Source organism: Wolbachia endosymbiont (group B) of Sphaerophoria taeniata (assembly GCF_947179355.1).
GTDB lineage: Bacteria > Pseudomonadota > Alphaproteobacteria > Rickettsiales > Anaplasmataceae > Wolbachia.
Map to the genome: position 1 here is coordinate 215,169 of NZ_CAMXAW010000001.1, position 26,089 is coordinate 241,257.

A 26,089-nucleotide genomic window follows, 5' to 3' on the forward strand; every position below is an offset into this window, starting at 1 on the left:
AAGTACTATTAACCTTTGGTTCTTTCCTTCTTGCTTATTACTTTCACCTCAACAGATTGAAATTCTTCGGCACTCACTATTTCATCCATTGACTTATTACAATAAGGACAATACATTTCTCCTTCTTTGTGTAAGTATACTATTGGATGACCAGAACCATCATCATTCTCATCACCACGGCAGCAAACTATTACATTATTATCCCTCACTTTTAACATGTCTCTCCTTTAGCTTACAATATTTTACACATCTAACATACTCGTTTGGAAATAAAAAAGACAACAAATACTTATTCTCCATTTTCTACCCTATTTAGATTAATCAATTCACTTTGGACACTTTTTGACACAAAGTTGCTAACATCTCCTCCTAATCTCGCTATTTCCTTTACAAAACTTGATGAGATAAATTGAGTATCCTCAGATGCAGGAAGAAATATAGTTTCGATTTCAGGAAAGAGCTTATAATTTACCCAACTCATTTGAAACTCGTAATCAAAATCCGATACTGCTCTCAGTCCTCTAATAATAACAGAAGCATTTTGCTCTTTGGCAAACTTCACTAGCAACCCATTAAAGGATATAATATCTGCATCAATTCCTGCTCCTTTCACTTCATTTTTAGCCATGCTTGTGCGCAGTCTTATGTCAAAATTAGTATGTTTATTAACATTCTCTGCAACACCAATTATCAACTTATCGACTAGCTTACATGCTCTTTTTATTATGTCAAGGTGCCCAAAAGTTATGGGGTCAAATGTACCAGGATAAATTCCTATTTTGTTACTAATGTTCATTCTTTGTTTCTATACTTCAAAAACTTTTGATGGACATGATAACGTTTTTTATCTAAAAATGAAAGTACGTAGTTGGCCTGATAGCTCAGTTGGTAGAGCAAAGGACTGAAAATCCTTGTGTCGCTGGTTCGATTCCTGCTCAGGCCACATTCTTTTTCTTAATGTTCTATAATATATTATAATATTAATATAATTATTTAGGAAATAATGTATAAATGTTACAATAGAATATTTAATATACTATTAATTACATTTCTACTATTAAGTAATATCGCTTATAGTGAAAAAGTAAACAAAGAATTATCTGCTTTGACAGTGGAAAATGCAGTAAATTATAATATAATTGTTGGTTTATTGCAAACAGATGAATCTCAAAATATCTATGAGATATTCAATAATTTTGGGGTTAAAACTATATTCATTGACTACGACAAAATAATTAATCTAAAAGAAATCCAAGAAGAGTTCGCAAAACAAGATGAAATATTGGCAAAAAAGCTGATACTAGATCGAATAAAAGTTGAAGTTGCAAAATTTATCAAAGAGCAAAAGATAAACAGAATATTTATTTCAGATAACTTTCATTCAGCTCTTAACCCTTACCGCCAGCTTGTGAATGAAGCAATTGTAAAAACAGTAGATGACAATCCTACAATTCATTTGCTTGCCATATGCGGTGGTTTACAAGACATTATGCATGCAAAAGAAATTGAAATAACAAATGTTGTTAATGATGAGAAGAATCATTTAAAATCATCATCCTATCCACAAAAAGAGAATATATCTCTTCAGCAGATAAAAATTGTTCCAGGTAGTCGTTTGGAAAAAGTGGTAGCTAGATTTTTACTACCTAATCAAAATGGCTGGTTTTCAACTTATTTTCCGAATGCTCATTCAGGTACAGTAAGTAATACTACAGAGAATAGAAGAAGGCTAGAGCTACTTGGATATAAAATTGCAGCATTTGCCAATGACGGGGTAATAGAAGCTATCGAAGATAAGCATGGTAATATTTACTTTCAAAGTCATCTAGAAGCCCTTGTTGTCAAATCAGATAAAAACTCTCGTTTGTCAAGCCAAAAGGTACGTCAGGTTTCAACACTAGTTGCTATAGCGATTATAAATGATTTTCTTCATCGCGTTTAATGCTAAAATAAGGAAAATCATTTAATGTCATGCCAGTACCCTTTTTCTTGTCATTCCAGTGCGTGACGCTGGAATTCAGTTTTTCATTTCATCAAATTTAGCATAAGCTCAAGTTTGCTTATAAATTTTTCTGGATGCCAGTGTCTGGGCACTGGCATGACATTATGGAATTTGGGCTCCAGTGTCAACTACTCTAATGACACCTGATTATGATGAAAGAAATCTAATGATTTATATAAACCCCATAGCATGTCGAACGAAGCTTTTTTTAAGAAAATCTGAATTTTCAACTACCATTAAACCAAGATTGCTCAGAACTTTAACGCAAAGTATTCTGTTGGAAAATATTCTATTTAGTCCATCAGTTGCAAGTGCCATAGTAAAATTATCAAAGTATCTATCACGTGAAATTTTCTTCAATAGATAATTACTGCCAACATCAATGCCAGAGGATTTTGCAGCAGTTATTTGTCTAATAACACTCTCTACATCTCTCATTCCAAGGTTAAGTCCTTGACCTGCAACTGGATGGATTGAATGTGCTGCATCGCCAATAAGCAAAATTCTGCTTTTATGAAGCTTTCTCGCAAAAGTATAGCCCTTCCCATAATAGTCCAAAAAGGTCATAAGAAAGAAGAATCGACAGCATGACGAAAAGATTTGAATAAAGGAATGTTTTTCCTGGTTCTGTTTTTTATAGCAAACCAATAATGTTCAATTTTGTTAAAATCTGGAGAATATGGAGGAAGATATAAAATTTCTGCACCAACTCCTTTAGCAAATCTTATTAGACTTATGAAAAGTAGCATTATCAAGGATAACAGTTTGTCCAGGTTCCAAAATCGGTGTCAGAAACTGCTCAAACCATTTATTAAAGATATCCATATTGCAGTGGCCTTCAAAGGTTAACGGAGCAATTATTTTTCTTCCACTTAAGGCTGCAACCATGCTAATTCGTTGAGTTTTCTTCCCAGATTTTAGGGCATAAAACCGCTGTCCTTTCTGGCAATACCCATAGGTTCAGTGTCCAGACTCATCTATATACACTAATTCTTTAGGTTCTTTTGTTGCTATAACCTTTGAAAATTGAGCTCGCTTTTCTTCATTTCTTTCTTTATATCCGTAGGTCTTTTTTTTCTTGTGAATCCTATATTTTTAAGTGCTCGATGAATTGTTTGTCTACTAATATTGCCCCAGCATCTCTGACTGAGTTTTGCCACCTTGCTCATTTGCAAATTCGGCAAATGCATTCCAGTCGGTAATTTTATGCCACGCTTCCAGGCTTTTTTGACTGAAAATCTCCCGTTTTCTCACGTCTTTTCTTCCACTCATATAAAGTTGTTTTTCCGATCTTAAATCTCTTGGCAACAGTTTCTCCACTCTCTCCTTCATCCAATGCTTCCATTACCTTTTTTCTTAAGTCATAACTATATGCTACTGGCATCCTTACCTTCCACTACTATCAATCCATATCTTACTCTTTTTGGACTATTATGAGAAGGGCTATAAAACTCAAAGGGTAAGATTTTCTTTCACCCTCTAATTCAATTTCTCCCAAATAAGAACCAAATCTTTTTTTGAGTTCTATGATAAACTCCTCTTCAGATAAGCTCATCAGCATTTTTGAAATTTCGCATTTTTCTGTCCAAACTATTGAAGAAGTATAGCCATCAACTATGTTTTTTAAAATTTTTTGAATTTAGTCTCATTTGTTGATAATTTTGTATTTTTATTCAATTGAAAAATGTATTTTGGCAACAAAAACCCTAGTTTATACAGAAAGAAATTTATATCAAACAGCAAGCACTGCTTAGATTTTATGGTTAACGAATATGTGCTTTAAATGTGTGTAGACGCACATATTCGTTAACCTATTTTCTATACAGATTTTTTTTATTTCATATTAATTGCTTCTTTAAGTCTTGCATTGGCAATTACTATGATTTTTCGCATTAGAGCTGTTATAGCTACCATCTTCTTTTTACCTCTACCAATAAGATCAGAATAAAAAGCACCAAGTGCAGATTTAGATCTTGCAGCAGCCATAGCAGCTGTGAAAAGCTTTGCACGAACATTGCTTCTACCACCTGTTATCCTTCGGTAACCAATAGTTTTACCGCTTTCTTTTGGATGTGGAGCAACTCCAGCAAGACTTGCAACTTCTTTTTTGTTTAGGTGGCCAAGTTCTGGCATTAGATACACAAAAACTTGTGATAACTTGAGACCTATTCCTGGCACTGTTCTCAAGATCTTTTGACGCTTTTGTAACTCTGGATTTTTATCAATAATTCTTTGTATGGCATCGTTGAACTCATTTATCTGACTGGTAAAAAAGTCTATTGTTTTTTGGCAACTTTCCTTTATATAGTCGTTTTCAGGTGCTGCAAGCCTACATTTCTCTTGAGTTCTCATTTGCGTAATGTCATCACGACGTTGACAGAGTGCAACTAAGGCGGTTTGTTCTTTTGACATAGGCACAAATAGAGATAGAGCACTATAGCGTTCAAAACCATATTGAGCAAGGGCTCTTGCATCTGATTGATCTGTCTTTGCTAAAGTTCCATGTGATATGATAAAACTTTTTACTTTACGAGTATTAGCTCGATGTACAGCAACATTCTTATCAACAAGAAAATGTGCTAAGCCAAGCTCATATTTTCCAGTGTTTTCTAAAGTTACTAGAGAATTAGGTAGGATATCTGAAAATTTTTGAAACAACTGTTGCCAACCAGTAGCATCATTGTCAAACTTGATAGCGCTCCTTTGGTTATAAGCTGCAGCAACATTTTTAAATTTTCCGATATCAATGCCAATGAAATTTTGATAAGATGTAATCATAATAAATAACCTCGATAGTTTAATTAATTTAAGATTGTAAACGGGTGCATACATATGTCCCATGCAACTATTCAAACGTATCGAGAGATGGGGCTAGTTTACCTTGATGGCTACGGTTGTAATACCAACTTTCATTCGGTCGCACACGCCCGTGATAGCCCTATTCCTATAGTGAGTAGGGTTATCTTTCCCTCTTATCTCTTTTATATCACATTTTTAACTTACAACCTTTCATTGGCAAAATTGCAAATGGACCACCAGGAAAAAACCTCTCTACAGCTAAGTTTTGGTGATGTAGTTCATGTTTTACATTAAATACCATGCTATTTTGTTTATAATCAAATTTTATTATTGTTATAGAAAACAACTCTGGCAGCTTAGAGTTTTTACCTTCAGCGCAGATAAATAGCGATGATATCAATTTTTGATCATTATCAAGAGTAACTTCCACGTATCCTTCGTCACAAGCGATTGTTTTATAGAAACGTGGAGAATATATATTGAGTTTATGCAAAAAATTATTATTAATTGCATTCCATATAATAGCGCTCTTGATTACATAACCCATTGGCTCTTCACCAACCATTTTATGGTCATAATGAACAGTAAATGGGCTATCTCCATCTAATATGCATATATCAAGTATTGGTTCAGCTTCATCTTCTAAGAACTGCCAAATTCCTAATTTTTCTAGTATTTTTTTTGACCCTTGAGAAATAGCAAATGCTCGATTATCATCAACTGCACGTGGTAAACTATTTTTCTCAATTACGGCTACAGATACAGAGTCATTACTCAGGCCAATAGCAGTAATAAGACCAATTAGCCCACTACCTGAAATGATTACATCGTAATTCATTTTATTTACCTAAAATTACATTTTATTCGTTTTGAAAATAGTTTAAACAAACTTTGTAGATGCTGGACTTCTTATCACTACCTTAGTATACCTCAGATTAGTAATAAAGTATTAATTATTTTATGCTAAAATAGGTTTTATTTTATTAAAGGAGCTAGATTATGACTACAGATTGCAAAAAAGAATTACTAAATTGCATTAACAAGTACAGAGAAGAACTTGCAGAAAATAAAGCAGCAATTAGACAAACTTTAACTAGCGATAAAATTAATATAAGCGATTACTTTTATCAGGGTGATAAAATCTGTAATGAAGAACTATTTAATGTAGGAGGCGAGTGTCAAGATACACAACGTGGTAAATATACGTATGATGAATGGAAGCAAAAAATTGAAAAATCTCACGCTAACGAGTTGTTAAAAGACAAAAATTTGCAAGAAACGTTAAAAAGCAAAGATTCGCAAGAAGAGTTAAAAGGCAAAATATCAAAGAGTCTTGAGGATTATAAACAGTATCATGAAAAGGTTCTGTCGCATTTGTAGGGAAGTAGAAAGAAGAATGATATAATTGTCTAAAAAAAAAAGCAAAGATGTTTCGTATCAATCAAAAATTGTTGCCATATTTCAAAGGATTTAGCTTTTCAGCGGATGTTATCTGTATACATGAAATGTCGATTCTCTTTGAGCTATCGAGATTTGGAAGAAATGATGAGTATAAGGGGAGCAAAATGCTACGTTACAAAGGTGGGTTATCACCACTGATAGATGAGGCAGTAAGGAAAAGAAAGAAGCAGGTTGGTAGTAGTTGGAGAGACTTACATTAAATTAAACGGTAAATGGGTTTATTTATATACTGTAGACTTCCTCTTGTGTGTTAGTAGAGACAAGTCTGCAGCACTTGCATTCTTTCGTAAAGCCTTCAGGAGTAACTATCTTCCTGAGAAAATTGTAATTGATAAAAGCGGCAGTAATACTGCTGCTCTTGATGATTTGAATGCAGAAATTTCTGAAGATTACAGTTCTTCAAATAAAATATCTAAATAATATTGTTGATAGATTTATCAAAAAACTAATAAAGCCAATGCTTGGGTTTAAAAGCTTCCATTCCGCAAAGATTACCATCACAGGCATAGAAAATATTCGTATGATTCAAAAAAGACAAATTATTAAATAATGTTTCTACTTTTGAGAATTTTGCTATGTTAATGGCTTCATAACTCCTATAATCCCACCTTTAATGATCTTCTTTCCTATGGTTTATAGATGCAACAGAACCGTTTTTATAGGATTGGGGCTAAAGAAAACTTGCATGTAAATGTATCAAGGTATAAAATTATAAATATTAAGAATGAATAGGTTAGTTATGAATCTTGTAACAAAATCCGCTATCGATTTTACTGCTTCGGCTGTTCTTGCTAGTGGAAAAATAGTTGATGATTTCTGTTTAAGTAAACATATAAAGGATAAGTATGCTGTCCTTTTTTTCTATCCACTTGATTTTACTTTTGTCTGTCCAACTGAGTTGATATCATTTAGCAACAAAATAGAAGATTTTTCAAAACGTAATGTTGAAGTGATAGGAATAAGTATAGATTCAAAATTTTCACACTATAAATGGCGAAACACTCCAGTTAATGATGGTGGTATTGGAGAGGTTAGCTACAATTTAGTGTCTGATATCAAAAAGTCTATATCAAGAGACTATGGGGTCTTATATGATGACTCAATTGCACTAAGAGCAACTTTTGTTATTGATGATAAGTTTGTTGTACGTCACCAATCGATAAATGATTTTCCTTTAGGGCGTAATATCGATGAGTTTATTAGAATTATTGATGCAATAAAACATAATGAAGAGCATGGTGAAGTATGTCCAGCAGGGTGGAAAAAAGGTAAGCCAGCAATGCAGGCAAGCGATGAAGGAGTGGCTGATTATCTAAACTCACACAGTGCAGAATTATAAATTGAGTACAAAAGTTCTTATTATTGGATCTGGAGCAGCGGGTTATGCTGCTGCTATATATGCAGCACGTGCAAATTTAGAGCCAATTGTAGTAACAGGAATGCAACCTGGTGGTCAGCTTACAATTACTACGGATGTTGAAAACTATCCAGGTTTTATTTCTATACAAGGTCCAGAACTCATGGAACAAAAGAGGTTGCATGCAGAGAAGGCGGGAGCAAGAATAATAGACGATGAGATAAAAAGTGTAGAACAACTTGAAGGTTCTGGTGAATATGGATTTAGATCTTGTGGTAATGCTAGTGACTACTATTCAAATGCAATTATAATTGCATCTGGTGCACAAGCAAAATGGCTTGGCCTGGAGAGTGAAAAGAAATTTCAAGGTTACGGAGTTTCGGCATGCGCAACTTGTGATGGTGCATTTTTTAGAAATAAAGTTGTAGCTGTGGTTGGTGGTGGAAATACTGCTGTTGAAGAAGCAATATTTTTAACTCGATTTGCTAAGGAAGTTATACTGATACACAGGCGTGATAAGTTAAGAGCAGAGAAAGTAATGCAAGACAGGCTCTTTAAAAATGATAAGATAAAGGTAATATGGAATCATACCGTAGAGCAGATTCTTGGAGAAGAAAATCCTAAAAAAGTTACTGGCATTACAATTAAATCGACAGACATCAATAAAACCCAGGAATTGAAAGTAGATGGAGTGTTCATTGCAATTGGGCATGCACCAAATACAGGTATTTTTAAGGGCTTTGTTGAAATGGATCAGCAAGGTTATATAATTACGAAACCTGGAACAACTCTAACCAGTAGGGCAGGGGTGTTTGCTGCTGGTGATGTTCAAGATAAGGTATATCGCCAGGCAGTAGTTGCAGCAGGTACAGGGTGCATGGCTGCACTTGATGCAGAAAAATTTTTGGAATCATAATTAGTTCTAAAATTTTTAACTAAATTACTTGCAATTTTCTTTGTTTTTTTTATAATTATGTTAATAAATTATAGATTGAGGAGAATTTAGTATGCTTTCGAGAAGTAATGTAGGTTTTAGAAGAAGTGTTGTTAATGGACGAACTAAAAATCAAATAACTTCAGGACAATCAACAAAAAAATTATTTAAAGCTATTCAATTTCAAGGCACTGATGATGAAAGAGTAACACCTGAAGAAGCTTTGAATCATTTTCAACAAGCATTGCAAGAAGGTGCGGATGTTAATGCGTTTGATCAGGGATATACACCATTAATGACTATTATCATGGGTGTTGATGATAGTCCTACAAACTTAAAAATGATGACTTTGCTTTTACAGCACCAGAATTTAAATGTTAATATTCAAGAAGATAAAGAACTCAATACAGCTCTACATCTAGCTTTTCGTATGGAAAATAGGAGTTTCGTACAGATGTTACTTAGACATCCTGAATTGAATCCAGTCATTAGAAATGATTATGAAGATCGTTATGGGAGCAGAAAAAGTTATACTCCTAAAGAATATATTGAACAAATTGGGAGAGAGCAGAAGAAAGATTTTTCACATCTTACAAAAGAAATACAAAAAGCACAAACAGGAAAAGAATTATTAAATGCTCTTTCTAATAGAAATATTGACCGAGCAAAAAGACTATTAAATCAAGAACTCAACCCTAATTGTTGGAAAAGAAATTCAAATGGAGAAATAGAAACACCACTTAGCCTGATTATCAAATCATGTTTACAAGGAATAACAGAAAGTAACGAAGAAGTATTGAGAAAACTTTTAAAACATAAGGAGCTAGATTTTAGTCAAATAAAGCCAATATCAGCTATAGAGCAAAATCTATGGGTGAAGCAAATAATTGAGCAAGTTATGAAAGAGCGATTAACTGATGCTATTAATAGAAAAGATTTGGATGATATAAAAAAATTAGTAGAAGATAATTGCTTTATGAATGATCAAATTGTTATTGAGTTGCTTAAAAGTTTTAATCCTGTCAGAGAATATCTAAATGGAAAATTCCCTGCAACTGTGGAACAGTCTTCAGCAAATGTACATAATGTTGCCCCGGAAATAAACGACGATTTGATTGCTCAAGAATTGCAGCAGCTCGAAAACCTTAGAAATGAGCTTGAAAGAACAAAAATTCGACTTACAGAAAAAGAGAAAGAGCTGAATAGGGTTGTAAGTGAAAGAGACACTAACAAAATTTCACAGTTAGAAAGGAATTTTAGGCAAGAGAGATCAGAACTTCAAGCTCAAAATCAAGACTTAAAGAACAAAAACAGAAAACTTTCAGAAGCAAACATTTATAATAGAAGGCAAAGTAACTATGCCTATGCTTCTTTTGTGTTATCTGGAGCGTTTGCTGTTGGTGCATGTTTAACAATATCGAATTTAGAAATATGTATTTCACTTGCTGTAGCTGCACTTGTTTTCATTGCAATTGGGTGCTACTGTTCATATAAAGCAAGTACAGTACTGAGTGATGTGACAAGCACTGAGCTTGGTAATGTTATCAGTTTAGGATGAAGTTAAGGTTTTTACTTCTTCTCTAAACTCTACTGAAAGTTTTATACATCCTGAAAATACCTTGATAATTCGAGTGAATGTGAACCTGAGTGGTTTCAAGACTTAAATAGTTGTTGTAAACTTGCTTTTATTATCTTTTAGTTCAAGAAATTAAAAGTTTAACGATGAGAATTATAATTACAGACCAAAGTAAAAAGTAGGCTTTTCCATTTGATTTATTTTTCACCTGTAATTTTTTGTCAGCTATTAGGTTTAATTTTTCTATAAGGCTAAATATTCCTTGGATTGTTTTGATGGGATAAGAGCTTTTAATTTTTTCCCTATACCCTATTTTACTTTCATGTTGACTGTTTATCCATGTTTCAACTACTTTCCACATATTGATTTCTGGATAGACTTTCCTACATGTTCCTTCTAATAAAATCATAGTTTTCTGCAGCAATAACAATTGTGTTTGAACTTTCATATCAAAATCACCAGTTATTTTTAATAGCTGAGTAAGTAATCGAGCAAATGAAATCTTCTGTATAGGCTGTCCAACAATGGGCTCACCTATTGCTCTGCAAGCTGTAACAAAATTTCTATGCTGTGATGGAACATAACCGGCTCTAAAGTGCATTTTTGCAACGTGATCATAATCCCTATTTAAAAAGCCTTTGAGTATCTCTATAACGTAATAGCATGTCTCACGATCTATTCTACCCATGATTCCACAATCCAGGGCAATAATATTGTTATTACTATCGATCATTAAATTTCCAGGATGCATATCAGCATGAAAAAAACAATCCCTATATACCTGATTACAAAAAGATTCTATAAGATTGATAGCTATTTGCTTTCGGTTATTCAGCTTTTCAACTTCGTATATTGGTATAGCTTCCATCCATTCTAATGTTAAAACCTTTTTTGAAGTTCTACTCCAATCTATTTCAGGTACGTAGAAACCTCTGTCATGTTTAGTATTTTCCTTCAGTTCCGAAGAGTGGGCAGCCTCAAAGCGTAGATCTAACTCTAATCGGCAAATTTCAGCAAAAGTTTTGACTAATTCAACTGGCTTCAGCCTTTTTGATTGTTCACTAAATTTTTCTGCAATTTCTGCAAGCCAAGAAAGCATTTTTATATCCCTTGAGAATGTTTTCTCAATATTTGGCCTCAAAACCTTTACAGCAACTTCCTTACCCTCAATTGTAACTGCTCTATGCACCTGAGAAATTGATGCTGCTGCAATTGGCTTTTCAGAAAAACTTGAAAAAATGTCGCTTAATTTACAATTAAACTCACTTTCTATAGTTTTAACTGCTATTTTATACGAAAATGATGGCAATCTATCACATATCAATAGCAAGTTATTTGTTATGTCCTCATTTAAAATATCAGTGCGTGATGAAATGGATTGCCCAAATTTAATGAACACCGGACCTAATCTTTCAAGAGCACGCTTTAGTTTATGACCTTGTATTTTATTTATTGATTTTTTTGATGGTGGAAGTAAATAAGGTAACACATTGTAGCGTGTTAGCACTGTAGTTATTTGCAGAAGACGTAGAATATTTTGAATCATTTCGCTGCGTAACTGCCAAATATTTCATTTATCTCCATAATTTCATCAGGTTTACCTTGATAATAGATAGTATTATTTATGCAAATTATGTAATCTGAGGATGGTAGAGCAGAGTTAAGGTCATGAGAAGTCATGAGAATCGATACTGATCGTTCTTTTGCGATTTTATTTATAATATCATAAAATTTAGCTCGTGCGTTAATATCCATTGCACTGACTGGCTCATCTAAAATGATCAAATCAGATTCTGAAATTAAACAGCGTGCAAGCAGCAGTAATTGTGTTTGTCCTGCAGAGATTTCTAATACTTGATTTTTTAGGATGTTACCGATACCAACCAATTCTATTGCTTCTGTAACAATGGGTTGATTTTTCTTCAATTTCTTCGAGGAGCTATTGAAAAGGAAAGACTCAACTGTTATTGGCATCAAATTACCAATACTAAAATTTTGTGGCATATAGCTAATTTTTATATTGTCAGCGAATACAATACTGCCAATAAAACCTTTATTTATACCAGCAACTGCTTTCACTAAAGAGGTTTTACCTCCGCCATTTGGACCAAGTATTGTAACTATATCTCCTCTTTGTACTGATATGTTGATATTATCAAGAACTTTTTTATTACCGTATGAAAGAGTAAGGTTTTCTATTTTTAGAATGCAGTTATTGACATTACTTAACTTTTTGGCGAAAATTGACTTCTTCTCAATATTTATATGAGACATTTACTGATTTTTTTTCTATTACTTTCACTTACACTATACTACAATAGTGCCTTTTCATCCAATTTAAAAATTGTAGCTACAATCAAACCTATACACTCACTTGTAGCTTCTGTTACAGATGGGATTTCAAAGCCAGAATTACTAATGTACGAAATAGTGTCTGAACATAACTACATGCTCAGGCCTTCAGATGCAAGTAAATTAGAATCTAGTAATATTATATTTTATATCGATGATTCTTTGGAAACATTCATTAAAACTTTCGCTAAAGAAAATAAGAAGTTAATACCGCTATCAAGTGCAATCGATCTACTTCCTGCTCGACCACATTCATTTTCTAGTCACATTCAAGATGAAAAAGATTTGCATATTTGGCTGAGTCCTGAAAATGCAAAAAGTATGATACTTTCTATCAGTGCAACATTATCTAATATAGATAAAGAAAATACCTATCGATACAATACTAACGCAGAGGAGGCTATAAGAAAGATAGACCAAGAAGTAGAAAAAATTACGAAAGAATTGGATGAGTTAAAAAATCAAAAATACATAGTTACTCACGATGCTTATCAATATTTCGAAAAATATTTTGATTTAAGTTACCCAAGCGCCATTCTTTCTATAGAAGAGGATTCTTACATAGGTATGAAGAGTTTAATGAAATTAAAAAAGGTAATGAAAGAGGAAAACGTTAAATGTATTGTTTCTCATTCACGAGAGGATAGCATAAAGCCTAATGTCTTTTCTAGTGACGTAAAAATGGTGATTCTTGATCCTATTGGATCAGATGTAGAGCCTGGAAAGGATGCATATCTAGATATAATCAGCAGCATTGCACAAAATTTCAAGTCTTGTTTCACTGAGTAATGAGTTCTTTTATCTATTCAGATAGCATTGCAAACTTAGTGCTTTCTATTCCAATCACAACTATACCGACATTATCTACCAGAAGTATATCATCCCAGTATCAAGTACTGGGATGACACCTTCTACTACGCAAATTACCACAATGTCCGCACGGCTATACACGTGATGCTGGAATTCTTAGCACAACTTTTGATTTATGAAAAATCAGTGTCTGCATTTACTTCTATTTTTTTATCTATTTTATTTTGCCATTTTACTGCTTACTCTGTATTCAAATTACATGAACCTTTTTATATTAGGCAAGCTCAGGTTATTTTTACGTTTATATATTGATCCGATCTAGTCCAATAAACCCTCTAAGGAAAACCCTTAGATTTTTGACCTACTAACGTGTGACACTTTAGGTTTTAGAGCGTTTTCTGTGTTTTATACTTTATGTTTATTAATTGTATAATGATCAACACTATGAGTTTCACCTTCCCTTCCATTATATCTCTGAGCTTTATTATTAGAGTATAACTTGATTATAAACTATATATAACAATAAACTTACTTTAATTTTTCTTCTTTAAATAATACGTGTCTTCTGACCACTGGGTCATACTTCCTAAACTCGAGCTTTTTGGGAAGGTTCTTAGGATTACGTTTTTTTACACAAAAATAGCCTGTTAGTTTCTCTTCTCCAGTTTTTGTTGTTTTAGTTGCAGTGCTAACTAGCTTGACAAGCAAAGAAGCATTTTTTTTCGCCATAATTGTTAGTGATATAATAAACTCTATGCAAGTTTAGAACGCAAAACACTGAAAGTCAACCCAATAATGCAGGTCGCAAAATTCTTGACAATCAATAATATATTAAGTAGTATAAAAAGATTTCAGAATGAAAAGCAGACGGTAAATAAGTGGCGAGTGATGGCAAAAGGTTATTATTGATAGAAAGTACTACCTGTTCTAACGAGGTAAGGGTTGCCCTACTAGTTAATGGTAGGGTTGTAGAGTTTGAACAAGAATTCAAGGAAAAAAGACAATTAAGAGGTAATATATACGTTGCTTATGTAAAGCGTATAGAGCCTGCTTTGCAGGCCGTGTTCATTGAGTATGGAAAAAATAAGCAAGGTTTTTTGTCTTTTTCTGAGATATCTCTAAATTACTTTAATATTCCAGAAAAAGAGAAGGAAATTTTCCCTGACGAAGGCTATTCGAGCGGTGTGGACTGTTCAAATGATAATTGCACAGAAGAAGGCCTGGATTCTACAGCTAGTAATGAATCCAGCAGTGGTTTTGTGAGGGAGGTACCTTTACATAGAAAATATAAGTTACAAGATGTGATTTCAGTAAATCAAAAGTTATTGGTTCAATTAACTAAAGAAGAACGAGGAAATAAAGGAGCTTCATTTACAACATACGTAACTTTGGTCGGTAGATACTGTGTTTTCATGCCCAATTCCATAAGTAGGGGTGGAGTATCTCGCAGAATTGAAGATACCAACGTTAGAAAACAGTTAAAGGATATATTAAATTCAATAAATTTACCAAAAGGCTCAGGTTTAATAGTAAGAACTGTTGGTGCAGGAAAAAGTAAGAAAGAAATTGAGCAAGATTACGATAATTTGACCTTATTATGGCAAAATATCCAGCAAAACTTCTCTTCTTTAAATGTTCCATCATTAATTTACAACGAAGCAGATGTAGTTATGAGATCTGTACGTGACTTTTGTAGTAATGATACAGAAATTATAGTATCTGATAGAGAAGTTTGTGAAGCGGTAAGAAAATACACTAAAAATGTGTTACAAGGAAAATTACGTCCTAGGTTATATAGAGGCTCTGTTCCAATCTTTACTTACTATCGAGTCGAAGATCAAATTTCTGAATTATATAGCAATAGAGTAGAATTACCATCTGGTGGGTCTTTGGTGATAACCTTAACTGAGGCATTTGTTTCAATAGACGTAAATTCAGGGAAAATGACAGGAGAAGATAACATAGAAGAAACAGCTTATAGAACTAATATGGAGGCATTATCTGAAATATCAAGGCAAGCGAATCTCAGGGGCTTATCAGGGTTAATAGTTGTTGATTTTATTGACATGTTGAAACTTGAGTATTGCAAAAATGTTGAATTTGCTATCAAGCAGGCGTTTAAAGATGATAGAGCTAAAGTTCAATTTAGCTTTATCAATGACTTTGGTTTAATGGTCTTTTCAAGACAAAGAATTAAACCAAATATACAGGAAATTAATACTACAGAGTGCTTACGCTGTAAAGGTATTGGAAGAGTGAAATCAAACGAAGTGGTTGCTGCATCGATACTAAGGGATTTGCAACATATTGCTAATAAAAATCAAAATAAGTCCTTTGATTTAATAGCACGCAGTGCAGTTATAGCGCACATTTTTAATAATAAGCGTGATATGGTTTCTACAATCGAAAAAGAGTTCAATATTACATTAAATGTTAGTATTGATAATAGTTTAGATGCAGATACATTTATTTTAAAGCAAGGAGACCATATTAATTTTAATGATTATAAGCCATTGCAGAATTCTGGATGTCAAATTGTGAATAGCAGGGATAAAGAGGCTGGTAGTTCAGATAAACTACCGGGCAACTTTTGGTTAACTAAATGGCTTTCGCGCCTTTTGGGCTCTAACAACTAAACGGGACTTGTAATTAACGAGTTTTATACTTATATATTTTACATCAGATAATATTTAAAAGGGAGTATTCATTATGGGAAGAGCAATAGGTATAGATCTTGGAACAACAAATTCTTGTGTTGCAATAATGCAAGGCAAGGATACAAAAGTAATTGAGAATAAAGAAGGAGCAAGAACTACTCCATCTATAGTTGCATTTACTTCATCTGGAGAAAGGTTGATTGGTGCTCCAGCAAAAAGGCAAGCAACTACCAATGCAAGTAATACTTTTTTTGCAACTAAGAGATTGATAGGTCGCCAATATAGCGATCCTGAAATGAAGAATCTAGGTGTACCGTATAAGGTATTTGCAGCAAAAAATGGTGATGCATGGGTTAAAACAACTGATAGTAAAGAATACTCTCCTAGTCAAATTGGTGCATTTATACTACAAAACCTGAAAGAAGCAGCTGAGGCTTATCTTGGGGAAGAAGTAAAGGATGCTGTGATAACAGTGCCGGCGTACTTCAATGATTCTCAACGTCAAGCAACAAAAGATGCAGGAAAAATTGCTGGATTAAATGTCCTCAGAATAATTAACGAACCAACTGCTGCAGCACTTGCTTATGGTCTTGATAAAAAGCACGGACACACAATAGTAGTGTATGATCTTGGTGGTGGTACATTTGATGTTTCAGTTCTTGAAATAGGTGACGGAGTTTTTGAAGTAAAGGCTACAAATGGTGATACTCACCTTGGAGGGGAAGACTTCGATAATGCAGTAGTAAATTATTTACTGGGTGAATTCAAGAAAAGTAATGGCATTGATTTGAAAAACGATCCAATGGCTATGCAAAGAATCAAAGAAGCTGCAGAAAAAGCAAAGGTAGAATTGTCAAGTGCAATGGAAACAGAAGTAAATCTACCGTTTGTTACAGCTGATGCAAGTGGCCCAAAACACTTAAATATGAAGCTAACAAGAGCAAAGCTTGAAAGTTTAGTGAATGATTTAATTGAAAGGACTATAATTCCTTGCAAAAAAGCTCTTGAAGATGCTGGTTTGTCTGCTAGTCAAATTGGTGAAGTAGTTCTTGTTGGTGGCATGACTCGTATGCCAAAAGTCATAGAGAAAGTTAAAGAATTCTTTGGCAAAGATCCACATAGAGGAGTTAACCCTGATGAAGTTGTAGCAATTGGGGCTGCAATACAAGCAGGAATTATTCAAGGTGATGTAAGAGATGTGTTACTACTTGACGTAACTCCACTTTCTCTTGGTATTGAAACTCTAGGGGGAGTGTTCACTCCACTTATTGAACGTAATACTACTATTCCCACAAAAAAATCTCAGGTATTTTCAACTGCAGAAGATAACCAAACAGCCGTTACAATTAAGGTACATCAAGGTGAAAGAAAATTGGCGATTGATAATAAACTGCTTGGTCAGTTTAGTTTAGAAGGAATACCACCTGCTCCTCGCGGGGTTCCTCAAATTGAGGTGACATTTGATATAGATGCAAATGGAATAGCGCATGTTTCTGCAAAGGATAAAGCTACTGGAAAAGAGCAAAAAATACGTATTCAGTCTTCAGGTGGTTTATCGGAGGATGAAATAAATCGGATGGTGAGAGAAGCTGAGGAAAAAGCACAAGAAGATGAAAAGCGTAAGAAATTTATTGAAGTGAAGAATCAAGCGGATAGTTTAGTTCATTCTACAGAAAAATCTCTGACAGAATATGGTGATAAAATTTCTCCAGAAGATAAATCTGCTATTGAAAATGCAGTTAATGAGTTAAAGGAAGTGAGTAAATCTGACAACATTGATGATGCTGATTCAATACAACAGAAAGTTACTAACCTCTCTCAGTTATCTATGAAACTTGGAGAAGCTATGTATAAGGAATCTCAACAACAACAAGGTGGAGAAAGCTCATCCACAACAAATAATGAGGAAGAAAAAGTAGTAGATTCTGATTATCAAGACATGGATAATAAAGAAGAGAATAAGTAATTCGATTGTCATCCCAGTGCCCAGATACTGTGGGATGACAAGAGGAGCGTATTGTTGCTTAAAGGAACTATTGTGGATATTATTAAGACAATAGAAGAAAAATTACGCGATTCAATAGGTGTAATTGATATTAATATTATCGATGAATCAGCAAAGCATGTAGATCATTATTTTGTTTCTTCTTCGACACTACCTTCACATATCAAATTAGTATTAATATCTAACGACTTTTCTGGAATGAGCTCTTTAAAGAGGCATAAATTGATCTATGAATTATTAAAGAGTGAAATAGAGCGATTACATGCGATTTCTCTTCACTTATATACGCAAAGCGAATACAATCTAAAAAATAAATAATAAAAATGTGAACGAAGAGTCTTTATTAGTTAAAGCAGGAAGAAAATTTAATGATTATAAAGGGTCGATGAACCCACCAGTTTATCATTCTTCTACTATATTATTTCCTACTTACAAGGACTACTTAAATGCAGCAAATGGAGAAAGTATATACGATGTAATCAATGATGGTGTTGCAAGGGATTACAGTTACAGTAATGTTGGTACGCCTACTGTTCATTATTTTTCAAATGCACTGGCTGAAATTGAGGGTAGGGGACAAGCACTCATCTACCCTTCTGGATTATTTGCACTTACTTTTGCTATTTTGACTTTCACTAAAGCAGGTTCGCATGTCTTGATACAAGATAATAGTTATTATAGACTAAAGAGATTTGCCGAAAATGAACTACCAAAAAGAGGAGTAGAAGTAACTTTTTATAATCCGACACAGGATATAACTGATTTAGTTCAGAGTAATACTTCACTAATCATGATTGAGACTCCTGGTTCTATAACGTTTGAGATTTCAAATATAGAGCATATAGTAAAAGTTGCTAAAGAATGTGGAATCGTAACCGTTTGTGACAATTCATGGGCCACCCCTTTGTTGTTTAAGCCGCTTGATTATGGAATTGATGTTGCACTATATGCGGTGACAAAGTATCTAGCTGGTCACTCAGATTTAGTGATGGGAGCTATGGTTGCTGAAGGTGAAACTTTTAAATTGCTTTATGAGAGCTATAAAAATTATGGAGTCACCATTCAATCGCATGACTGTTACCTTGCACACAGGGGACTTAGAACACTGCAAACACGCATGAGGAAGCATCAAAGTACAGCAATGCAAGTAGCAAAGTGGCTGGAAAAACATCCAAAAATCAAAAAAGTCTTATACCCCGCACTTTTTTCCTATTCTCAGCATGATTTATGGAAAAGTTATTTCAAAGGGGCAAGTAGCGTATTTAGTATAGTACTCGATAGAGAATATTCATGTGAAGAACTAGGCTGCATGGTTGATCACATGAAAGTTTTCGGCATTGGTGCTTCTTGGGGAGGATGTGACAGTTTGATACTACCAGTAGACCATAGATCTATGTCAAGATCTGTCATGAATTCAGATTATGGTGGAAGTTTTGTGCGAATATTTTGCGGACTAGAAGATCCTGAAGATTTGATTTTTGACTTGAATACTGCATTAATAAGACTGCCATGTTCAAGTGTTAAAGATGATTGTGAGACTGAAAGAGCTACTGCATAACATTGTAAATGCTGACTTTGATATTGAAATCAAAGGCGTCACATGTAATCCTAAGAGAGTTAAAGAAGGTTACCTTTTTGTTTGTGTGTCAGAAAGGAGTAAAGAACACGTAACATGTCTTCCTAATGGATGTGTACACAACTGTGTAGACGTTGTAATACAAGGGGCCAAGAAAGATGTCATCCCAGTGCTCAGACACTGGGATCCAGAAAATTTAATTGTAAATAAGCATACTAGACAATTGTATAATGAAAACTGGATTCCAGTGTCCTCTACTCGAATGACAAGTACTCCAAGTTTTGCAGTGCTTTACCACTCGGACCCTCAAGGAATATACAGTGAAATAGTCAGCAGGTTTTATCAATTCAAACAACCTAAATATATTGCTGCTGTAACTGGTACGAATGGTAAAACTTCAGTAGTGGAGTTTTGTCGCCAGATTTGGCAAGATAATGCAGCGTCTATAGGAACACTGGGAACATGTGTCAATAATAATAGAAAAGATAATAGCCTTACAACGCCAAGTGCAGATGATCTTTATTCCACATTGCGTGACATAAATAATAAGAACGTAGAACACTTAGCATTAGAAGCTTCAAGCCATGGAATCGATCAATACAGAATCCATGGACTTAGGCTCAATGCTGCAGCTTTTACTAATTTCTCTCAAGATCATTTGGACTATCACAAAAGTATCGATGAGTATTTTGAGGCCAAGAAAAGGTTGTTTGATGAGGTATTGCCAAAAGAAAAAACAGCGATTTTAAATGCAGATATAGGCGAATATGGAGAGTTGCTCAACATAGCTGAAAAGCGTGGCAACAAAGTTATAACCTATGGAAAAAAAAACTCTGACATTACTTTATTAAAGCAGATACCCACTGCCAATGGTCAATACCTAACAATTCAAATCGGTGATGAAATTTATAACGCATTTTTTCCGATTTTTGGGCAATTTCAAGCATATAATTTGTTGTGTGCAATCGGTATAGTTATTTCATCTGGTATGGACTATCAAAGAATGTGTATAGATAAACTCGCTTCTCCACCTGGAAGAATGGAAAAAGTGAACACTTTTGCATTTGTCGATTACGCTCATACTCCAAGTGCACTCAAACAAGCTCTGTTGTCTTTAAAATGGCACTTCAATAAAAAGATAGTTCTAGTGTTCGGTTGTGGCGGGAATCGTGATCAAACAAAACGTGCAGAGATGGGTAAAATAGCACAAATGCTTGCAGGTAAAGTTATAGTCACAGATGACAATCCGCGTGATGAAGATCCGGGGAAAATTCGTCACGATATTTTGTTACATTGCCCTGATGCACTGGAGATAGGAGATAGAAAAAAAGCTATAGAGAAAGGTATAAATATAGCACATGATGAAAATATGATTCTGCTAGTTGCAGGAAAAGGACATGAAAGATTCCAAATAATAGAAGGCCAATCCCTTGAATTTAGTGATGTTGAAGTTATTAGAGAGGACCAAAAATGTATCTGTTCAGGTGCATGTCAAACGTATCCGTTCAGGAGAGTGGTTTAAGAAACAATAGATAAGTATCCGTTCAGGAGAGTGGTTTAAGAAACAATAGATAAGAGGTTTTGGAAAGGATTGAGACCCCTTTGTTTCCATGTTAAGTATAACGAAATTATCCGTTCAAGGAATGCATTTCCCCGCTTTGATTGTGTAAAATACGAATTTTTGCGGTAAACGACATAATGCCGTATCTGCTGTTCAGCATGGTTGTTTGTCAGCGGAATGTTTTTTGGGTCATCTAAAAAATTCCACATCATTCTTTCAGATTTCAAAATATTTTTCGCAACTCGAGAGGCTCCAATTGCTTCAGGTAAGTAGGATATTTCCTTCAAGTAATACCTTGTACGTTTTCGCAACTTTCTGGCACGTCTGGCAAATCTAAAAACATCTATCTCATTTTTTAGCAAAGCCTTTTTTAGTGCAAATAATTCAGTAGCTACATTTCTTAAGTAACAGCCAAGAACTTTGACTTCAATATTCCAACTATGCGCTAATCTTTCAAAATCCCTTGCTAAGTGTGCCCAGCAGATTTGCCTTTTTTCATCAGCAAAGTAATTGTATACTGCGTACCTGTCGGTTACCACTAAGCTATTATGATTGCAGCATGCGTTATTTTTTAAAACTTTCATTCCTCTTGACTCTGTCAACTTCACAAAACTTGCCGTATTGCTTGCAAACATCCAACACCAAGCGAGTTTACCTTTGTTATAATGGCTCGTTTCATCAATATGTAGAACTTTACTCCTACTTATCTCTTGTTCGATCTGCTCATACATTTTTTTGCATTTTGAAGCAACTCTATGTTCACTATTTGATATGCTAACGACGCTTATGTTCAAATTGAAGATATCATTTACGACACTCGCTATTTCGCGTTTTGAATTTTTGTAGAATCCGCTGAACGCTGCAATTATTGACTTAACCCTTGGACCAAATGTATCTGACGTAACACCTTCTGGTAACTTACTGCTTCTTCTTTTTCCGCATCTCCGGCAACGACCATGCTCCATCTGATATTCCACTACATAAGGCCTAATTTCCGGAAGATCAACTTTTTGATGAATGTACGGTCCATTGCATATTGCAATCCCTCCTCCGCATTCACAAGTAGATGACAACTTTACTTTTATCACCTCATCTGCATCCATTTTGGCGCGAAAACTTCCTTTATGACCAACCTGACCACCAACGTTTCTGTCGCTCTTTGGCTTGTCCTTTTTTATTTTGTACAACTCTCTAGAGCTTGGTAGAGATGAATTTTTCGAGTTTAAACCAAGCCTTTCCTTTAATTCAGCGTTCTCTATCTTTAAAGCCTTGTTCTCTGCTTTTAAACTTTCATTCTCCCTTTCCAGCTTTTCTATTTTTGCTTCTAACTTTTCTATTTTTTGCTGTAAATTTTTGCAAAGCTCTAAAAGGTTTACCACATTACCTCACTTTTGCTCTATGATTATCTTTTTAGATCACCTTGTCTACCTTATTCTGCCACTCCGCTGAACGGATACCCAAAAATTTGCTACTGCTGTTTTGCTCTCTCCTTCATCCAACGCCTGAATGGCTTTTTTCCTTAAGTCATAACTGTACGCTGCTGGCATTTTTACCTTCTTGTTATACTAAATCACTATCTTATCTTGTTCCTACTATTATGAGAAGAGCTATACAAGGATATGAAAGTGGAGATTGTGGTTACAAGATTAGTGAGAGAATATAGAAAAATTGAGGATGAAATATTGCGTGATATAGTTCATTTAGTGATAAAGGCTCTTACAGGTATAGTAGCGCTTCATAAGTAAGAATATTTTTACAAAGAATTTAATAATCACAATTTAGGCAATGATGAAAGTTCTTTAAGAAAAAAGTTTAATACTATCAAGAAAAGTTTGCATAGGCATAGCAATATAATACATAATAATCAAAATATCTAAAATTCTGTCAATTTATTTGCACAGTCAATCACTTGAGAATTCGGAAATTGATTTTTAAACCAAGTGTACTGGCGTTTTGCATAATGCCTTGTGTTTGTTTGAGCAATCTGTATTGCTTCGTCTAAAGTAATCTCCCCTTTTAAGTATCTTATAATTTCTGGTACTCCATGTGCTTGCATAGCTGGCAAATGTGGAGATGGGTTCATGCTAAGTAGGTTTTTTACTTCATCAATTGCTCCATTTTCAACCATTTCAATAAAACGAGAATTTATTTTTCGGTATATATCCTCACGTTTAGGTAGAATTGTATATACCTTAAAATTATTGAACAAAGGAGGCTGTCTATTTTCTTGCCATACAAAGATTGTCTTGCCAGTTTCAGTGATAACTTCAAGTGCTCTTGAGAGGCGATGTGAGTCATTAATAAATATTTTACCTTGAATCCTTGGATCTTTGCTTAGCACTAATTTGTAGAATTCCTCTTTACTTAAATTTTTCCTAAGTTCATTTACGTTTTCTCTCACTTCCTGGCTTATTTGTGGAATCGATGATAATCCCTTGATTAAGCTGCTAATGTAAAGCCCACTTCCTCCAGTGATGATGGGTATTCGTGAATTTTTCAGCGCGTTGTTAACTTCCCTCTTTAAATCCTCTAGCCATAAACCTACGGAATAATTTTCTCTTGCTGAAACATAACCGTATAGCCTATAAAATTCTTTCTGCTTTGGTGGTTGAGCAGTAATTACGGGAATCTCTTTGTATACCTGCTTTGAGTCACAGTTTATTATGCTAATGTTTTTATACTTTTTTATCAAGTTATCGCATAATTCTGATTTACCTGAGGCTGTAATTCCTGTAATAATTACTATATTATCCTTCATTTATATTAATTTAACTAACCTATGATAGGGTGTAGTAAAAATTTGGATTCTACAATCTAAAATTTGGAGACTTTTATGGCAGAAAATGATAACGATAACTCGTTTACTAAGCGTTTTACAAATAGGACCTCTAATGAGACAAGAGGAGGTTTTTCCAGTAAGTATTCATCTCAAAATACCAAAGAACATGCACTAGGAGCAAAAAGAAAAATTTCTGAATTGGCAAACAAAAAAGCTGAAGCCAAGGAAGCTTTTTCTGAAAGTGGCGGCATAAAGAGTAAAAGCAGAACTATCAACGAAAGATCCTTTGCTGATGCAACAAGAAGAAGTAGATCAGATCTCGTATATCTAGTTCGTGGTAAAGATCGAGGAAGATCAGCTTGGCACTATGTATTAGTTGATAAAGATAAAAGAGAAATGTTTCTGGCAAAAAGTAGAACTGGCTCTATAGATGTTGCAGATTATGGAGAGATTTTACATTCAGGATGGGGAGATGATCCACCACAGGATATAGTCGATAAAATCAATGCGGAGTTCGGATTGTAGTAAATCTGTTGTAAAAGCAACAAGGACAACATTGCAAATTTAGAGTTCAAAAGGGTTATTCCTCGAGAACTACTGCGTCAGAAAGCTGGCGTTGAATTTGTATATAATGTTGACCTTGGAGGTTTTTATGAATAATAGTGAGAGAAAAGAAAAATTGGAAACTCGCATTTTATCAAGTAGAGGCAGGTCTTTACTTGACCATGAGCTACTGGAACGTACTCTATCTGAATGTGAAGAAGGAAGAGAAGTGGCCAAAAAGCTAATAGAGCTCTTTAGTAGTTTAGGAAGGGTAATTAACGCTGACTTTCATGAGCTAAAAAATGTTACAGGAATGAATGATGGAGCAATAGCAAGTATCTTTTGTCTGAAAGAGATTTTCGATAGGATACTGAAAGGTAAGTTAAAAAAGCTGTCGATTCTTGATAACAGAGAAGAGCTACTAAAATACTTTAAAACAGCAATAGGGCAGTCACGAAAGGAAAGCTTGCGAGTAATATACTTAGATCGAAGTGGTCATTTGATATACGAGTATATTCAAGACTGTGGAACTATAGACAGAGTACCTCTATATGTGAGAGAAATAATCAAACAGGGATTACTGATAGATGCATCATCTATTGCAATTTCACATAATCATCCAAGTGGAGATACAGAACCATCAAAGGAGGATGAGGATAACACACTTACATTAGCTGCAACCTGCGAAAATGTAGGAATGAAATTAATAGATCACATAATCGTAACACAGAAGAGCCACTTTAGTTTTTATGATAGTGGTTTATTGTAATCTGTAGACCGGAAGGAAAGTTCTCCAACTTTCCTTCTTTTTTTCTACTTCATAAATTAAAAAATTCAATATAAGCTTGAGCAGCTAAAATTAGTAATGAAAGGTGGAATTAGGCAAAAAAATAAAAGAACTTAGATTATACTGTGGTTTAACACAAACTGAGTTGGGAAAGAAAATAGGCGTTTCGTATAGACAAATACAAAGGTACGAAAATAGTTCAAACCAAATTTTGGCCAGTAGGCTATACGACTTAGCAAAAGCACTATCGATTAATGTGGCTGATTTTTTTACTGATGTGCATGTCGACTCACATGAAACTTATGATGAAGAAATACTAAAATTAGTCAAAGGATATAATGAAATTAAAAGCAAAAGGTTACGTAGCGTAGTTTATATATTGGTAAAATCTTTTTCTCAAAGTTACAATGAGAGTTAGTATTGCTTCAATACCTCAGTTAATATATTAATAAATGATTGTACAAGATGAACAACATCCTATTGATAAACAAATAGGTGAAAGAATAAGGAAGAGAAGGTTAATATGCGGTTTTAGCCAAAGAGACTTAGGAAAAAAGCTCGGAATTTCATTTCAGCATATACAAGGATATGAAACTGGAGAGGTAAGGCTTGTAATTGATAGATTGTATAATTTGGCAGAAGCTTTGTCCGTTGATATGTCATATTTTTTTACCAAAGCTTCTGAAGACTTACACGATAAGGCCTTTTGTAGCGATGTGGGTAGTGAAGAAATATCAAGGCTAGTGAGGGAATACAGGAAAATTAAGGATGAAACGTTGCGTGATATTGTGCATTCAGTGATAAAAGCGCTTGCCAATAAATAATATTGCCTGAATATATCTTCAATCCACTTCTACAAGCAATGCTAGTTAAGGTAAATTTTTTATGGT

23 protein-coding genes, 1 tRNA gene and 5 pseudogenes are annotated in these 26,089 nt (G+C 34.2%); 17 read left to right on the forward strand and 12 right to left on the reverse strand.

Annotated elements, in window-relative coordinates; genetic code table 11:
* Positions 1-8: 8 nt before the first annotated feature.
* Positions 9-218: a zinc-finger domain-containing protein gene (locus ONG75_RS01035; protein ID WP_007302836.1), complete on the reverse strand. Its 210-nt coding sequence runs from the start codon at positions 216-218 to the stop codon at positions 9-11.
* A gap of 71 nt (positions 219-289) precedes the next feature.
* Positions 290-796: a pantetheine-phosphate adenylyltransferase gene (coaD, locus tag ONG75_RS01040; protein WP_007302835.1), complete on the reverse strand. Its 507-nt coding sequence runs from the start codon at positions 794-796 to the stop codon at positions 290-292.
* A gap of 74 nt (positions 797-870) precedes the next feature.
* Here coaD and ONG75_RS01045 point away from each other — a divergent pair.
* Together ONG75_RS01045 and ONG75_RS01050 are read left to right on the forward strand one after the other, a co-directional pair.
* Positions 871-943: transfer RNA gene (locus ONG75_RS01045), tRNA-Phe, on the forward strand.
* A 60-nt stretch (positions 944-1,003) separates the two neighbouring features.
* Complete coding sequence (locus ONG75_RS01050) at positions 1,004-1,942, forward strand: gamma-glutamyl-gamma-aminobutyrate hydrolase family protein (protein WP_264375532.1); 939 nt, start codon at positions 1,004-1,006, stop codon at positions 1,940-1,942.
* Between the two features lie 231 nt (positions 1,943-2,173).
* Here the strand turns inward: ONG75_RS01050 and ONG75_RS01055 are convergent.
* The 5 genes and pseudogenes from ONG75_RS01055 to ONG75_RS01075 all read right to left on the reverse strand — a co-directional run.
* Positions 2,174-2,551, reverse strand: a pseudogene (locus ONG75_RS01055) (FAD-dependent monooxygenase); the annotation flags it as partial.
* 14 nt (positions 2,552-2,565) lie between these two features.
* Positions 2,566-3,386: pseudogene (locus tag ONG75_RS01060) on the reverse strand (IS630 family transposase).
* 63 nt (positions 3,387-3,449) lie between these two features.
* Positions 3,450-3,611 (reverse strand): annotated as a pseudogene (locus ONG75_RS01065) (2-octaprenyl-6-methoxyphenyl hydroxylase); the annotation flags it as partial.
* Between the two features lie 224 nt (positions 3,612-3,835).
* Entirely contained in the window at positions 3,836-4,780 is a 945-nt protein-coding gene (locus tag ONG75_RS01070; RefSeq protein ID WP_264375534.1) for an IS110 family RNA-guided transposase, read from the reverse strand.
* 226 nt (positions 4,781-5,006) lie between these two features.
* Positions 5,007-5,639: pseudogene (locus ONG75_RS01075) on the reverse strand (FAD-dependent monooxygenase); the annotation flags it as partial.
* A gap of 161 nt (positions 5,640-5,800) precedes the next feature.
* Between ONG75_RS01075 and ONG75_RS01080 the strand changes: the two are divergent.
* The 5 genes and pseudogenes from ONG75_RS01080 to ONG75_RS01100 all read left to right on the forward strand — a co-directional run bounded on the left by ONG75_RS01080 (position 5,801) and on the right by ONG75_RS01100 (position 10,111).
* Positions 5,801-6,181 carry a hypothetical protein gene (locus ONG75_RS01080; protein ID WP_264375536.1) on the forward strand — a complete coding sequence of 127 codons (381 nt, stop codon included), beginning with the start codon at positions 5,801-5,803 and terminating at the stop codon, positions 6,179-6,181.
* A gap of 47 nt (positions 6,182-6,228) precedes the next feature.
* A pseudogene (locus ONG75_RS01085) lies at positions 6,229-6,855 on the forward strand (IS6 family transposase).
* A gap of 146 nt (positions 6,856-7,001) precedes the next feature.
* Complete coding sequence (locus ONG75_RS01090) at positions 7,002-7,601, forward strand: peroxiredoxin (RefSeq protein WP_010401485.1); 600 nt, start codon at positions 7,002-7,004, stop codon at positions 7,599-7,601.
* Positions 7,588-8,535 carry a thioredoxin-disulfide reductase gene (gene trxB / locus ONG75_RS01095; protein WP_264375537.1) on the forward strand — a complete coding sequence of 316 codons (948 nt, stop codon included), beginning with the start codon at positions 7,588-7,590 and terminating at the stop codon, positions 8,533-8,535. The genes ONG75_RS01090 and trxB overlap by 14 nt, the downstream gene beginning before the upstream one ends.
* A gap of 91 nt (positions 8,536-8,626) precedes the next feature.
* On the forward strand, positions 8,627-10,111 hold the full coding sequence (locus ONG75_RS01100) for an ankyrin repeat domain-containing protein (RefSeq protein WP_264375538.1): 1,485 nt from the start codon (positions 8,627-8,629) through the stop codon (positions 10,109-10,111).
* A gap of 142 nt (positions 10,112-10,253) precedes the next feature.
* Here the strand turns inward: ONG75_RS01100 and ubiB are convergent, their stop codons facing one another.
* Positions 10,254-11,675 carry a 2-polyprenylphenol 6-hydroxylase gene (ubiB, locus tag ONG75_RS01105; RefSeq protein ID WP_019236358.1) on the reverse strand — a complete coding sequence of 474 codons (1,422 nt, stop codon included), beginning with the start codon at positions 11,673-11,675 and terminating at the stop codon, positions 10,254-10,256.
* A complete protein-coding gene (locus ONG75_RS01110) occupies positions 11,672-12,403 on the reverse strand; it encodes a metal ABC transporter ATP-binding protein (RefSeq protein WP_264375539.1) in 732 nt (243 codons plus the stop codon). Before ONG75_RS01110 ends, ubiB begins: the two co-directional genes overlap by 4 nt.
* On the opposite strand from ONG75_RS01110, the gene ONG75_RS01115 reads away from it, so the two are divergent.
* On the forward strand, positions 12,395-13,270 hold the full coding sequence (locus tag ONG75_RS01115) for a zinc ABC transporter substrate-binding protein (protein WP_029237600.1): 876 nt from the start codon (positions 12,395-12,397) through the stop codon (positions 13,268-13,270). The two genes, ONG75_RS01110 and ONG75_RS01115, sit on opposite strands and share 9 nt — an antisense overlap.
* Before the next feature lie 549 nt (positions 13,271-13,819).
* On the opposite strand, the gene rpmG is transcribed toward ONG75_RS01115, so the two are convergent.
* Positions 13,820-14,020, reverse strand: coding sequence for a 50S ribosomal protein L33 (gene rpmG, locus ONG75_RS01120; protein WP_012481745.1), 201 nt, complete (start codon positions 14,018-14,020; stop codon positions 13,820-13,822).
* Positions 14,021-14,169: 149 nt separating this feature from the next.
* Between rpmG and ONG75_RS01125 the strand changes: the two genes are divergently transcribed.
* From ONG75_RS01125 to ONG75_RS01145, 5 genes are all read left to right on the forward strand, one after another.
* Complete coding sequence (locus ONG75_RS01125) at positions 14,170-15,927, forward strand: Rne/Rng family ribonuclease (protein ID WP_264375540.1); 1,758 nt, start codon at positions 14,170-14,172, stop codon at positions 15,925-15,927.
* Positions 15,928-16,000: 73 nt separating this feature from the next.
* Positions 16,001-17,914, forward strand: a complete 1,914-nt coding sequence (dnaK, locus tag ONG75_RS01130) for a molecular chaperone DnaK (RefSeq protein WP_264375541.1) — start codon at positions 16,001-16,003, stop codon at positions 17,912-17,914.
* 72 nt (positions 17,915-17,986) lie between these two features.
* Positions 17,987-18,271 carry a BolA family protein gene (locus ONG75_RS01135; RefSeq protein ID WP_012481743.1) on the forward strand — a complete coding sequence of 95 codons (285 nt, stop codon included), beginning with the start codon at positions 17,987-17,989 and terminating at the stop codon, positions 18,269-18,271.
* 7 nt (positions 18,272-18,278) lie between these two features.
* Positions 18,279-19,511: a cystathionine beta-lyase gene (gene metC / locus ONG75_RS01140; protein ID WP_264375542.1), complete on the forward strand. Its 1,233-nt coding sequence runs from the start codon at positions 18,279-18,281 to the stop codon at positions 19,509-19,511.
* The gene (locus ONG75_RS01145) at positions 19,480-21,051 is read left to right on the forward strand and encodes a Mur ligase family protein (protein WP_264375549.1); all 1,572 of its coding nucleotides are present in this window, start codon (positions 19,480-19,482) and stop codon (positions 21,049-21,051) included. The genes metC and ONG75_RS01145 overlap by 32 nt, the downstream gene beginning before the upstream one ends.
* Positions 21,052-21,086: 35 nt before the next feature.
* On the opposite strand, the gene tnpC is transcribed toward ONG75_RS01145, so the two are convergent.
* Positions 21,087-22,469 carry an IS66 family transposase gene (tnpC, locus tag ONG75_RS01150; protein WP_264375454.1) on the reverse strand — a complete coding sequence of 461 codons (1,383 nt, stop codon included), beginning with the start codon at positions 22,467-22,469 and terminating at the stop codon, positions 21,087-21,089.
* A 494-nt stretch (positions 22,470-22,963) separates the two neighbouring features.
* Positions 22,964-23,848 carry a tRNA (adenosine(37)-N6)-dimethylallyltransferase MiaA gene (miaA, locus tag ONG75_RS01155; protein ID WP_264375543.1) on the reverse strand — a complete coding sequence of 295 codons (885 nt, stop codon included), beginning with the start codon at positions 23,846-23,848 and terminating at the stop codon, positions 22,964-22,966.
* A gap of 75 nt (positions 23,849-23,923) precedes the next feature.
* Between miaA and ONG75_RS01160 the strand changes: the two genes are divergently transcribed.
* The 4 genes from ONG75_RS01160 (at position 23,924) to ONG75_RS01175 (ending at position 26,023) form a co-directional block, all read left to right on the forward strand.
* The gene (locus ONG75_RS01160; protein WP_264375544.1) at positions 23,924-24,394 is read left to right on the forward strand and encodes a hypothetical protein; all 471 of its coding nucleotides are present in this window, start codon (positions 23,924-23,926) and stop codon (positions 24,392-24,394) included.
* Between the two features lie 127 nt (positions 24,395-24,521).
* Positions 24,522-25,181 (forward strand): JAB domain-containing protein, encoded by a 660-nt coding sequence (locus tag ONG75_RS01165; RefSeq protein ID WP_012673223.1) that lies wholly within the window; start codon positions 24,522-24,524, stop codon positions 25,179-25,181.
* A 103-nt stretch (positions 25,182-25,284) separates the two neighbouring features.
* Entirely contained in the window at positions 25,285-25,617 is a 333-nt protein-coding gene (locus ONG75_RS01170) for a helix-turn-helix domain-containing protein (protein ID WP_041582615.1), read from the forward strand.
* Positions 25,618-25,651: 34 nt separating this feature from the next.
* Positions 25,652-26,023 (forward strand): helix-turn-helix domain-containing protein, encoded by a 372-nt coding sequence (locus ONG75_RS01175; RefSeq protein WP_041582616.1) that lies wholly within the window; start codon positions 25,652-25,654, stop codon positions 26,021-26,023.
* The last annotated feature ends 66 nt before the right edge of the window (positions 26,024-26,089 follow it).

Coding starts and splice junctions, on each gene's coding strand:
- rpmG (WP_012481745.1), bottom strand. CDS start 14,020: ATGGCGAAAAAAAATGCTTCTTTGCTTGTCAAGCTAGTTAGCACTGCA.
- miaA (WP_264375543.1), bottom strand. CDS start 23,848: ATGAAGGATAATATAGTAATTATTACAGGAATTACAGCCTCAGGTAAA.
- ONG75_RS01090 (WP_010401485.1), top strand. CDS start 7,002: ATGAATCTTGTAACAAAATCCGCTATCGATTTTACTGCTTCGGCTGTT.
- ONG75_RS01035 (WP_007302836.1), bottom strand. CDS start 218: ATGTTAAAAGTGAGGGATAATAATGTAATAGTTTGCTGCCGTGGTGAT.
- ubiB (WP_019236358.1), bottom strand. CDS start 11,675: ATGATTCAAAATATTCTACGTCTTCTGCAAATAACTACAGTGCTAACA.
- ONG75_RS01165 (WP_012673223.1), top strand. CDS start 24,522: ATGAATAATAGTGAGAGAAAAGAAAAATTGGAAACTCGCATTTTATCA.
- coaD (WP_007302835.1), bottom strand. CDS start 796: ATGAACATTAGTAACAAAATAGGAATTTATCCTGGTACATTTGACCCC.
- ONG75_RS01145 (WP_264375549.1), top strand. CDS start 19,480: ATGATTGTGAGACTGAAAGAGCTACTGCATAACATTGTAAATGCTGAC.
- ONG75_RS01115 (WP_029237600.1), top strand. CDS start 12,395: ATGAGACATTTACTGATTTTTTTTCTATTACTTTCACTTACACTATAC.
- ONG75_RS01175 (WP_041582616.1), top strand. CDS start 25,652: ATGATTGTACAAGATGAACAACATCCTATTGATAAACAAATAGGTGAA.
- ONG75_RS01050 (WP_264375532.1), top strand. CDS start 1,004: ATGTATAAATGTTACAATAGAATATTTAATATACTATTAATTACATTT.
- ONG75_RS01110 (WP_264375539.1), bottom strand. CDS start 12,403: ATGTCTCATATAAATATTGAGAAGAAGTCAATTTTCGCCAAAAAGTTA.
- ONG75_RS01080 (WP_264375536.1), top strand. CDS start 5,801: ATGACTACAGATTGCAAAAAAGAATTACTAAATTGCATTAACAAGTAC.
- ONG75_RS01100 (WP_264375538.1), top strand. CDS start 8,627: ATGCTTTCGAGAAGTAATGTAGGTTTTAGAAGAAGTGTTGTTAATGGA.
- dnaK (WP_264375541.1), top strand. CDS start 16,001: ATGGGAAGAGCAATAGGTATAGATCTTGGAACAACAAATTCTTGTGTT.
- ONG75_RS01160 (WP_264375544.1), top strand. CDS start 23,924: ATGGCAGAAAATGATAACGATAACTCGTTTACTAAGCGTTTTACAAAT.
- ONG75_RS01070 (WP_264375534.1), bottom strand. CDS start 4,780: ATGATTACATCTTATCAAAATTTCATTGGCATTGATATCGGAAAATTT.